The organism is Phyllobacterium sp. P5_D12 (assembly GCF_054049495.1).
The window spans coordinates 1-10,761 of the sequence record NZ_JBFUMG010000113.1 but is presented as its reverse complement, the minus strand read 5'-3'; the positions used below and the strand labels follow the sequence as shown (position 1 = coordinate 10,761).

11 protein-coding genes and 1 pseudogene are annotated in these 10,761 nt (G+C 55.0%); 3 read left to right on the top strand and 9 right to left on the bottom strand.

The window, feature by feature from the left end; genetic code table 11:
• Window positions 1-99 precede the first annotated feature (99 nt).
• A complete protein-coding gene (locus ACXJ5O_RS10140) occupies window positions 100-711 on the top strand; it encodes a uracil-DNA glycosylase family protein (protein ID WP_457299782.1) in 612 nt (203 codons plus the stop codon).
• A gap of 110 nt (window positions 712-821) precedes the next feature.
• Window positions 822-1,301, top strand: a complete 480-nt coding sequence (locus ACXJ5O_RS10135) for an Lrp/AsnC family transcriptional regulator (RefSeq protein ID WP_112528551.1) — start codon at window positions 822-824, stop codon at window positions 1,299-1,301.
• A gap of 22 nt (window positions 1,302-1,323) precedes the next feature.
• Here the strand turns inward: ACXJ5O_RS10135 and ACXJ5O_RS10130 are convergent, their stop codons facing one another.
• Entirely contained in the window at window positions 1,324-2,196 is an 873-nt protein-coding gene (locus tag ACXJ5O_RS10130; RefSeq protein ID WP_457299781.1) for an NAD(P)-dependent oxidoreductase, read from the bottom strand.
• 56 nt (window positions 2,197-2,252) lie between these two features.
• Between ACXJ5O_RS10130 and ACXJ5O_RS10125 the strand changes: the two genes are divergently transcribed.
• Window positions 2,253-4,712, top strand: a complete 2,460-nt coding sequence (locus ACXJ5O_RS10125) for a penicillin acylase family protein (protein WP_457299780.1) — start codon at window positions 2,253-2,255, stop codon at window positions 4,710-4,712.
• 15 nt (window positions 4,713-4,727) lie between these two features.
• Here the strand turns inward: ACXJ5O_RS10125 and ACXJ5O_RS10120 are convergent, their stop codons facing one another.
• From ACXJ5O_RS10120 to ACXJ5O_RS10085, 8 genes and pseudogenes are all read right to left on the bottom strand, one after another.
• Window positions 4,728-5,348 (bottom strand): glutathione S-transferase family protein, encoded by a 621-nt coding sequence (locus ACXJ5O_RS10120; protein ID WP_457299779.1) that lies wholly within the window; start codon window positions 5,346-5,348, stop codon window positions 4,728-4,730.
• 26 nt (window positions 5,349-5,374) lie between these two features.
• The gene (locus ACXJ5O_RS10115; RefSeq protein WP_457299778.1) at window positions 5,375-6,211 is read right to left on the bottom strand and encodes an ABC transporter permease; all 837 of its coding nucleotides are present in this window, start codon (window positions 6,209-6,211) and stop codon (window positions 5,375-5,377) included.
• Window positions 6,208-6,921, bottom strand: a complete 714-nt coding sequence (locus ACXJ5O_RS10110) for an ABC transporter permease (protein ID WP_457299777.1) — start codon at window positions 6,919-6,921, stop codon at window positions 6,208-6,210. Before ACXJ5O_RS10110 ends, ACXJ5O_RS10115 begins: the two co-directional genes overlap by 4 nt.
• Window positions 6,922-7,048: 127 nt before the next feature.
• A complete protein-coding gene (locus tag ACXJ5O_RS10105) occupies window positions 7,049-7,840 on the bottom strand; it encodes an ABC transporter substrate-binding protein (RefSeq protein WP_457299776.1) in 792 nt (263 codons plus the stop codon).
• Between the two features lie 236 nt (window positions 7,841-8,076).
• The gene (gene mobB, locus ACXJ5O_RS10100; RefSeq protein WP_457299775.1) at window positions 8,077-8,586 is read right to left on the bottom strand and encodes a molybdopterin-guanine dinucleotide biosynthesis protein B; all 510 of its coding nucleotides are present in this window, start codon (window positions 8,584-8,586) and stop codon (window positions 8,077-8,079) included.
• Window positions 8,583-9,215, bottom strand: coding sequence for a molybdenum cofactor guanylyltransferase MobA (gene mobA, locus ACXJ5O_RS10095; RefSeq protein ID WP_457299774.1), 633 nt, complete (start codon window positions 9,213-9,215; stop codon window positions 8,583-8,585). The genes mobB and mobA overlap by 4 nt, the downstream gene beginning before the upstream one ends.
• 2 nt (window positions 9,216-9,217) lie before the next feature.
• Window positions 9,218-10,138: a DMT family transporter gene (locus ACXJ5O_RS10090; RefSeq protein ID WP_457299773.1), complete on the bottom strand. Its 921-nt coding sequence runs from the start codon at window positions 10,136-10,138 to the stop codon at window positions 9,218-9,220.
• A 114-nt stretch (window positions 10,139-10,252) separates the two neighbouring features.
• Window positions 10,253-10,761: pseudogene (locus tag ACXJ5O_RS10085) on the bottom strand (GTP 3',8-cyclase MoaA); the annotation flags it as partial.

Below are 10,761 nucleotides of genomic sequence, written 5' to 3'. Positions count from 1 at the left end.
GGATACAAATGCCTGAAGAGCTGGGTAATCTCCGGCGCTGGCACGATGCAGTGTCGAGCCGCCCCAGCGCCAAAGCGTGAGATCAGCGACTTGCCGCCAATGCTCGATATCTTGTCGTCGGAAATCAAGGCGTGCCGGATATGTCGGGACGCTCCACGGTATGGCATGCCTCTGCCAGATGAACCCAATCCGGTCTGCGTGCTCTCTGCTACAGCGCGCATTGTCATTTGCGGACAGGCACCCGGCATTCGCGTGCACAACACTGGTTTGCCGTTCAACGATCCCTCAGGGGTCCGATTGCGTGACTGGCTCGGCGTCGATCGCGAAACATTCTACGATCCGGACAAGTTCGCAATTGTCCCGATGGGATTTTGCTTTCCGGGCTATGACGCGCATGGCAGTGATCTTCCGCCTCGGCGCGAATGCCGCGAAACATGGCATGACCGTGTGTTTCATTCCATGCCGCAAATCGAACTTGTCCTGACKATCGGCCAATATGCGCAAGCCTATCATCTCGGAAGCCGCCGCCGCGCCAGCATGACCGAGACGGTATTGAACTGGCGCGACTACTTCGAGCCAGAATCGGGGTCGTCAATTCTACCGCTGCCGCATCCTTCATGGCGCAACAGCTCTTGGTTGAAAAAGAATCCATGGTTCGCGCAAGAGGTTCTTCCCTTGCTTCAGGAAAAGGTCAGAATTCTAACTTCATAGGCTTTGGAACGAAATTTTTGCCGAATTTGAAAAGTTTAGAATAATTTTCTTGTACGCTGCCGGATTATCAAGCCATAAAGTATCTCATTCCAATGGGATCGTGAGCAAACATGGACAGACTCGATCGAAAGATACTTCGTCTCCTGCAAGAGGATGCAACGCTTGCCGTAGCGGATGTTGCCAAGAAAGTCGGACTTTCGACAACGCCTTGCTGGCGCCGCATCCAGAAGCTGGAAGAGGATGGTGTGATTCAGCGCCGTGTCGCCATCCTGGATCCTGTCCGTGTTAATACGCGGGTCACAGTCTTTGTCTCGATCCGCACCGGATCTCACAGCAATGAATGGCTGAAGCGTTTTTCCGAAGTTGTTCAGGAGTTCCCGGAAGTGGTTGAATTCTATCGCATGAGCGGCGATGTCGACTACCTTCTGCGCGTCGTTGTGCCCGATATCGCTGCGTATGATGCGGTCTACAAGCGCCTGATCAGTAAGATAGACATTCGGGATGTCTCGTCTGCGTTCGCCATGGAGCAGATCAAATACACCACCGAATTGCCGCTCGATTACATGAGCATCGAGAAAGAGTCGAATTGAGGCTATAGTTCGCGCGACTGGATTACTTTTTCTCCAGCCGCGCCAGCAGAGATGACGTGTCCCAGCGATTGCCGCCCATGACCTGAACATCCTTGTAGAATTGATCCACTAACGCAGTTACCGGCAGCTTGGCATTGTTGCGGTTGGCCTCTGCGAGACAGATACCAAGGTCCTTACGCATCCAGTCTACCGCAAAGCCGAAATCATATTTTCCGGCATTCATCGTCTTGTGGCGGTTTTCCATTTGCCAGGAACCAGCAGCGCCCTTGGAAATCACCTCGATGACTTTCTCGATATCGAGACCCGCTTGTTTGCCGAAGTGAATGCCTTCGGCGAGGCCCTGGACCAACCCTGCAATGCAGATCTGATTGATCATTTTGGTCAATTGTCCGGCACCGGCCGGTCCCATCAGACCAACCATCTTGGCGAAGGACTCGATGACCGGTTTTGCTTTGTCAAATGCGTCTTGCTCGCCGCCGACCATAACGGTGAGCGCACCATTTTCCGCGCCCGCCTGACCACCGGATACGGGAGCGTCGAGAAAGTGAATGCCACGCTCGCGGGCTTCCGCGTCGAGTTCCCGGGCAACTTCCGCAGATGCTGTGGTGTTGTCGATGAAAATGGCGCCTTTCTTCATCGACTGGAATGCACCGTTTTCACCGATAGTCACCGCACGCAGATCGTCATCATTGCCAACACATGAAAAGACGAAATCTTTGTCCTTTGCCGCTTCCCCTGGCGTTGCTACATAGGCGCCACCAAATTGCTGGGCCCATTTCTTCGCCTTCTCGCCACTGCGATTGAAGACCGTAACGTCATGGCCGCCGCGCGATTTCAAATGACCCGCCATCGGATATCCCATGACGCCAAGACCAATAAAAGCGACTGTTGCCATTCCTTAGTTTCCTCTGTCAGATAGGCCATGTGGCGAGTATCGGGGACGTTAGGACAATGCGGCGGATCATCAAAGGCCTATTATGGATTGTTTTCTCCCTCATCCCCATCGCATTGCTCGGCACGGTCCTCGGTTATGTCTGGCTCGCACGTTCGGTAGCTCCCGCCACGGGGGAGATGGTGCTTGCGGGTTTGTCCGCGCCAGTCACGGTCACGCGCGACAAGAATGCGGTCCCGCACATTAGCGGGAACTCGGTCGAAGATGTTCTGGCCGCTCTTGGCTTTGTCCATGCGCAGGAACGCCTTTGGCAAATGGAAGTGAATCGCATGGCGGGACAAGGACGTTTGTCCGAGTTATTCGGCGACAAGACTGTATTGACCGACCGCTTTATCCGCTCGATTGGCCTCTATGAATCGGCCCAAAGCTCCGCCGCGTCACTGGACGAGGCGGATCGGAAGAAGATTGACGCCTATGTGCTTGGAATCAATGCGTTTATTGCCGAAGCGGGGCCGACATTTGGTTCCAAATATTCGCCGGAATTTGTCATACTAGGCCACACACCGGAAAAATGGACTCCCGCCGATGTGATTGTGACATTGAAATTGATGTCGGTGACACTGGCCGCCAACATCGATGACGAAGTGTTGAGATTGAAGTTTGCCCGTCTTGGCATGAGCGATGCGGAGATCATCGATTTGCTGCCGCCCGTGCCGGGTGATACGCCACCATCTTTGCCGGATCTGCGCCAGGTTCTCGGCTTACCCACCGGCGCGCTCAAGGCCGGCGCGGCGCAGGCCGAAAGCCAGTTTGCGACGTTGAACGACATCATGTCCACAGGTGCTTCGAACAATTGGGTCGTAGGTGGCGCCCGAACCGAGACCGGTAAGCCGATCCTCGCCAATGATCCGCATTTAGGGCTAACTGCACCCTCTCTCTGGTATCTTGCGCACCTGCAGGTCAAGAATAGCGATGGATCGTCGAAAAACCTCGTCGGTGTCACGCTGCCAGGAGCGCCATTGGTATTGCTCGGACGTAATGACAAGGTGGCGTGGGGCTTCACAAATACCGGATCCGATGTTCAGGACATTTTTGTTGAGAGGATCAATCCCGCCAATCCCGATGAATACCAGACACCTCAGGGTTTCTCACCGTTCGAAAGAAACTCCGTATCCATCAAAGTCAAAGGCAGTGACACGGTTACCTTTGACCGCAGGACCACACGTCATGGTCCGGTGTTGCCTGCGGATTATCGTGGGCTCGACCATTATCTGCCGGATGGCACAGTTGCGTCCTTGTCCTGGACTGCTTTGGCTGGCGATGACAAGACGATTTCTGCTGGATTGAAGCTTTGGGATTTCGCGAATGTCGCTGATTTTCAGAACGGCATGCGCGACTTCGTAACGCCGATGCAGTCAATCGTGATTGCAGATACAGACGGAAATATTGGCCTGATTGCTCCCGGCAGGGTGCCCGTGCGTGATCCTGCCAATCAAATCATGGGACGAGCGCCATCCCCGGGTTGGGACGCCACCTACGACTGGAAGAGCTTTATACCCTACGAGGAATTGCCGCGCGTCTCTAATCCTGCAGACAATGTTCTTGCGACTGCGAATACGAAGATCGTCGATGCGAGTTATCCGCATTTCCTCACCTTCGACTGGGACGAACCCTGGCGCTTCGAGCGTATAAAGACACTGATCTACGGTGCGAACCAGCAGACGCTGGAAAGCAACAGCAAGGTCCAGGGTGACGCCTTGGACAGTGCTTACGCCGCTTTGGCTCCGGTCATGCTGAGACTGGTCGATGGGCGGAGTGATGTCGATGTCGATGTTACCAAACAGTTGCAGGTGTGGGATTTTGTCGAGGACCGCGAGCGCATCGAACCGCTGCTGTTCAGTGCCTGGTTGAGGATGGCGACGAAGCGCATTCTTGAAGACGATCTTGGCGACGCCTTTCCATCCTACTGGCAGGGCCATGTCGACGCCATGTTGCRCTGGCTTGGGCCAAACCCGGCGCGTGATTGGTGCGATGACGGCCGCACGCCGGAGAAAGAGAGTTGTGGCGATATTCTGGCACTGTCACTCGCCGATGCGATCAAGGATATTGACGCGCGTCTTGGTTCGGATCGCTCCAAATGGACTTGGGGAACGTTGCACTATGCTTATGGAGCACACCGGCCGTTTTCGCAGGTTAGCCCCCTCGACCAACTCTTCAATGTCACGGTGCCTGTGTCAGGGGGTGCTTATACGCTGAATCGCGGCAAGTCGTCGTTTATGGATGAAAGCAATCCCTTCCGCGTGGCGCACGGCACAAGCTATCGTGGGCTGTTCGACCTCGCCGATCTCAATCGCTCGACCTATATCCAGACAACTGGCCAGTCGGGAAATGTATTTTCATCGAACTATCGTGATTTCGCTCAAAAGTGGGCTGACATTGAAGCCATCACCATTCCCACCGAAGAGCGAAGCTATCAGGACGGTCTGCTGGGCGTGTGGCGTCTGAAACCGAAAGAATGACCTAGGGACGGGACCCTAGGTGAGGGCCGTCATTACCGCCTTCTGGTAAGCGGGACGCGACTTCAAGCGTTCATACCAGGATTCAAGATGAGGATGATCCGGGCGCTCAATCGCCATTTCGAACCAGGCATAGGCAAAGCAGCCGACGGGGATGTCGCCGATGCCGAACTTGGAGCCCGACAGATAGGGCTGCGAGGCAAGCGTGTTATCAACAATAGCCAATAGTTTGCTGCACGTCTGAAGCCCTTTTTCCATAGCTGCATTGTCGCGCTCTTCTTCAGACATACGCACCTGATTCCAGAACAAGTCCCGGAAAGGACCGGCCAGGGTCGAGGTCGCCCAGTCCATCCATCGTTCCGATTTCGCCCGGGTTGCTGCATCGTCGACATAGAGCGTCGACTGTCCATACTGCGCGGCGAGATAGCGAACAATCGTGTTACTTTCCCACAGCACCAGATCCCTGTCTTCCAGCGTCGGCACCAGTCCGTTCGGGTTCATCGCCCTATAAGACGGATCGGATACGACGCCATGGGCGCCGCCCGCGGGGATGTTTTCGTAAGGAACGCCCACTTCCTCGGCGGCCCAAAGCGCCTTCTTGACGTTGGTCGAGTTGGTACGGCCCCAGATTTTAAGCATGGTAGATTCTCTTTGGCGGGTTGGTGTCAGCGTATGAGGTGACGTGTGATGCGACGCTCCAACCAATCCCAGATATGCCGAATGATTTCCACCAAAATCAGATAAATGATTGCAGCCCAGAGATAGGCCTGGAAATCGAACGTTCTCGAATAAGCGAGGCGCGTGTAACCCATCAGATCGTAAACTGTGATCAGAGCAACGATTGCTGAGCCCTTGATCATCAGGATGATTTCGTTKCCGTAAGGCCTCAACGCCACGATCAGAGCTTGCGGCAGGACCACCTTCCAGAACGTAACGAATTTCGAAATGCCGAGTGACGCCGCTCCTTCCCATTGTCCGAGCGGAACGCTGCGAACCGCGCCGCGCAATATTTCAGCCTGATAGGCCGCTGTGTTCAGGGCAAACGCTAGCAGTGCGCAGTACCAGGCCTCTCGAAAAAACGTCCAAAGGCCAACTGCTTCGAGTTGGGGCTTGAATGATCCGAGGCCGTAATAAAACAGAAACACTTGCGCGATGAGCGGTGTTCCCCTGAAGAAATAGACGTAGGCGTAGGCGATGGACGATGCGATGCGGTTTTTGCTCATCCGGCCAAGGGCCACCGGTATCGAAATCAACGCGCCGAGCAGGATTGACGACCCCACAAGCCCGATCGTGGTCTTTAGGCCCGCAAGATATGTGGGGCCGTATTTCGCGATGAGCTCAGGGTTCCATGCGCTGTAAAGATAGACGAGCAGTCCGACGAGAAGAGCGATCCAAAGACCCACAAGCAGATGGCCAACGACCCGGCCTCGGGTCCATTTTTTCGGCGGTGCCGGGGGGCGCAGGACAGTCGCGGGCCGCGCGTTGATGAAGCTTTCCGTCATCGTTTTACCCCGCTCTTGGCCGATGAGCGTTCGATCGCGTCGATGACAAAGGATGAAAGAATGGCGAGCACGAGATAAATCATGCAGGCCACACCAAAGAACAGGAAGGCGTGCTTGGTAACACGAGCCGCAACTCCAGTCTGGCGCAATATGTCCGCAAGCCCAATGGCTGAAACCAAAGCTGTGTCCTTGAGCAGGATCATCCATAGATTGGCCAGCCCAGGGAGCGCGATGCGGATCAATTGCGGCAAGATGACCTTGCGCATGGTCTGACCGCTGGAAAGTCCGATGGCATAGCCGCCCTCATATTGACCCTTCGGTATCGCACGAAATGCGGAAAGGAAGACTTCGCTGGCATAGGATGAAAACACGACCCCTAGTGCGAACATGCCGGCGATGAATGAATTGATTTCAATCGTGCCTTGGTAGCCCAGAAGCTGGCCTAGTTTCTGAATGCCGATCTGCGCGCCGAAATAGACCACGAACAAGGTGAGCAGTTCGGGCAAGCCCCGAAAAATAGTCGTGTACATGTTTGCGGCGAGTTTGACGGAACGTTCCGGCGATTGTTTGCCGAGTGCGACGAAGAAGCCGATCGCCAACCCCACCGGTAATGTGGCCAGCGCGAGACTGACCGTTACCAGAACGCCGCTTGCAATGCTCGGACCCCAACCGCCCTCGCTAAAACCCAGTAACGCTATTGAGCCTTCCATAGGCAACTTTCATATTTGCGGACTGTTCCCCATGGCTCTTTTCTGAGCCCGCCCGTCATTTTATTCAAAGCCGTAGATGGCGGTATGACCCGCCACCTACATTTCATACCAAGTCGGTGTGCTTGGCTCAATCCTCGCCGCCGTAAACGTCGATCTTGAAGTACTTGTCGTTGATTTCCTTGTATTTTCCGTTTGCACGGATCGCCGCAATAGCCGCGGTGAACTTGTCGGCCAGCGCTGTATTGCCCTTCTTCACCGTCACGCCGGCACCTGGACCGTGGATCGCGGGATCAGGCGTAATCGTGCCGAGGAGCTTGCAGCAAGAGCCGGCATCGCTATCGAGCCACTGCCCCAGAACAACGACGTCGTCCATAACGGCATCGATACGGCCATTGCTGATATCAAGTTTATATTCATCTGAGGTTGGATACATCTTGATATCCGAGCCGCTATACTTGGCTTGGGCGTAGTTCGAATGGCTGGTCGACCCTTGTACACCCAGAGTTTTGCCCTTCAGGGATTCCGGTGTGATGTCCTTGATATCGGAATCCTTCGGTACGGCAATTGCCGGGGGCGTGTTGTAGTACTTCTTGGAGAAGTCGACTTTTTCCAGGCGTTCGGGCGTAATCGACATGGAGGCAATGACCGCGTCGAACTTGCCTGCCTGCAGCGCCGGGATCATGCCGTCCCAATCCTGGGATACCCAAGTGCATTCGGCCTTCATTTCCGCGCAAAGCGCATTGCCGATATCGATGTCGAAGCCCTCAAGCTTGCCGTCGGGGGTAAGATTGTTGAAGGGCGGATAGGCTCCTTCGGACGCGATTGTCAGTTTCAGTGCGTCCTCCGCGTGTGCCGCGCCCATGGAAAAGGCTAGAGTTGCAGCGGAAATCGCGAGTACGAGACGCTTAGTGATACGCATTTATTTGAACCTCTCTTTTATAACCCGGCTGTTCCCCTATTTTTTTGGACAGCCTTCCGGGTAAGGTCGCAGTTTATGTCACTGCTCCTGACACGGATATTCCCACTAGTTTTCTTTCAATTGCAACCGGGAATCGTGCGTCGCCAAGCGAATCTGACCGTCAAAATCACATAATCATTTTGGGCCTTATACTTTTGTTGCGCACGTATTAGGCGAAACGTCATTTTCTGACACGTTTATCGGGAAAGCTCTGTTTCGCGTTCGATCAAATCGGCCAAGGCAGCAATATCATCAAGTTCGTGGACAGGTACTTTCTCGTCCAAAATGGGGTAATCGCTGGCGATCGCAACGATGCTTGGATCGCCGGTCGTCAATCGTTCCCCTGATCTGCCTTCGGTACGGCGGGTTTCGATCTTTTTGTGCCCCTCGCGCTTGTAGCCTTCCACCAGGATAAGATCACAGGGTGCAAAACGCGCAATGATATCGACCAGCGTCGGCTCGCTCTCATGCACCAGCTCATGCATAAGCGCCCAGCGTCGATCCGAGACGATCGCCACTTCGCCGGCACCTGCCTTGCGGTGACGAAACGAGTCAGTGCCCTCCTTGTCGATATCGAAATCGTGATGGGCATGCTTCACGGTCGAAACCTTCCAGCCCCGGCGCGTCAATTCGTCGACAAGTTTGACGGTCAGCGTGGTTTTTCCCGAGTTCTTCCAGCCGGTTATCCCGAATATGCGAGGCGTCATGGTATGGCACTCCACCGCTGCCTGGCTTCGGCAATATCTTCGGGTGTATTGATGTTGAAGAACGGGTCGAGAGACGCTCCGGATTGCGTTGTCATGATCGGGAATTCCGCAATCTTGTGCGGATGGCCCTCGATCCAGGCAACCACACGGCGGTTCTTTTCGTTGCTCAACCAACGGCGAAGATCGCTCTTGAGGAAAACTGGCCAGAGGCCGAAAACCGGGTGCAGCCTGTTTCCAGAAGCTGCGACTCCGATGTGTCCTCGAGGAGCATCTGCGACAGCTTGGCGTAATGTATCGACAAGATTGTCGGGAAAGAATGGCGTGTCCGTCGCCACCGTCACAATGTGAGTGAACGGGAGCGCCTGATTGTTTGCCCACTCCATCGCAGCCAGAACTCCGGCAAGGGGCCCGGCAAACCCGTCAATGTCGTCGGGGATGACGGGAACCGGCAAATCCGAAAATAGTATCGGCTCGTTATTGCTGTTCAAAGCCACCGGTTCGATTTGACGCGACAAACGCGCATAGACATGATCGATCACGCGCCGGTCGCCAAAAGGCAGCAATGCCTTGTCAACTCCGTCCATCCTTCGCGATTGACCGCCCGCCAGTATTATACCCGCAATTCTCACGTCTAGACTCCATCAGGTGACGTCGCCGCCGCCGTTGTGGTTACGACCGGCTTCAACCGGCCGACGATGCGCTCACGGTAAAGCGTATAAAGCCCGCTGCCAATCACGACGACGGAGCCGACGATCATGGGAATGTCCGGCAGATCGCCGAAAAACAGATAACCGAGCAAGATAGCCCAGATCAGACTCGTATAGCGAAACGGGGCAACGAAGGCGATTTCGCCTTCTCGCATGGCCAGAATGATGAAGTGATACGCGACCATGACGCAGCAGGCGGCAAGTGTCAGTAGCAAGGTATTTGTCAGCGACATCGGTGTCCATCCGCCCAGAGGACCGATCATGCCTATCCCGGCAAGTCCCACCCCTGTCGAGGTTAGCGCGGAGATCATCAGTACCGGGATGGTCCTTGGGACCTTGCGTGTCGCGAGATCGCGCATTGAGGCAAAAATCACCGTGACAACGATCAGAAGAATGTATGGGCTGACACCGTTATGGCTCGGCCGGACGATTATCAGTACGCCGATGAAGCCGGCAATGATTGCAATCCAACGCCGCCAGCCAACCGGCTCACCGAAGAACAGCGCAGCTCCGAGGGTCACCACCAAGGGCAGAGCCTGCAGAATTGCCGAGGTCAATGCGAGAGGCACGTGAACCAAAGCAACAAGGAAGCTGACCGTGCCAACCACTTCGCCGATCACGCGCAAGACGGTCATTTTATGCAGGGCTTCACGCAGCGGAACCAGCATGCCCTTGTGCCAGGCGAGAGCAAGGATAAGGACGGTCGAGATCGAGCTGCGTACGAGCATGACCTGGCCCATATTCATGTCTTCCGCAACGAATTTGACCGTCGCATCGTTGAACGTGAAACTGGCCATGCCGATGGCCATGAAAAGACTGCCACGCAAATTGGGAGATAGCGCCAAGATGGTCAATTCCGGATGAGAAAGCGATTCTCCTCCAGAATCGCTTCATAAGATATATCAATCTGTACTGATCAGTGCATCTGGAATGTTTTTGCGGGGCTAGAGCCCGAGGCCCTAACCGCCGGTGACGCTCATGTGGCGCGAGACAGCAGGGCGATTGTGACGGCGGTCGATAATAAAATCATGGCCCTTCGGCTTGCGGCCAATTGCTTCGTCAATGGCATCATTCAGAAGTTCGTTACCTTCTGACGCACGCAATGGCTCGCGCAGGTCAGCCGCGTCTTCCTGGCCGAGGCACATGTAGAGCGTGCCGGTGCAAGTAAGACGTACCCGGTTGCAACTCTCGCAGAAATTATGCGTCATCGGTGTGATGAAACCGACACGCCCGCCGGTTTCCTCGATCTCGACATAGCGGGCAGGACCGCCGGTCTTGTAGGCGATGTCGTTCAAGGTGAACTCTTCGCTGAGTTTGGCCCGAAGTAGCGACAGCGGCAGGTACTGGTCTGTACGATCGAGTTCGATTTCACCCATTGGCATGGTTTCGATCAGCGTCAGGTCCATACCGCGCCCATGAGCCCAGCGAATCATCTCTGGAATCTCGTGATCGTTGAAGCCTTTAAGAG

Bases quoted from the DNA above. Each gene is read 5' to 3' on its own strand.
- ACXJ5O_RS10135 (WP_112528551.1), top strand. From the start codon at position 822: ATGGACAGACTCGATCGAAAGATACTTCGTCTCCTGCAAGAGGATGCA.
- ACXJ5O_RS10130 (WP_457299781.1), bottom strand. From the start codon at position 2,196: ATGGCAACAGTCGCTTTTATTGGTCTTGGCGTCATGGGATATCCGATG.
- ACXJ5O_RS10120 (WP_457299779.1), bottom strand. From the start codon at position 5,348: ATGCTTAAAATCTGGGGCCGTACCAACTCGACCAACGTCAAGAAGGCG.
- ACXJ5O_RS10110 (WP_457299777.1), bottom strand. From the start codon at position 6,921: ATGGAAGGCTCAATAGCGTTACTGGGTTTTAGCGAGGGCGGTTGGGGT.
- ACXJ5O_RS10105 (WP_457299776.1), bottom strand. From the start codon at position 7,840: ATGCGTATCACTAAGCGTCTCGTACTCGCGATTTCCGCTGCAACTCTA.
- mobB (WP_457299775.1), bottom strand. From the start codon at position 8,586: ATGACGCCTCGCATATTCGGGATAACCGGCTGGAAGAACTCGGGAAAA.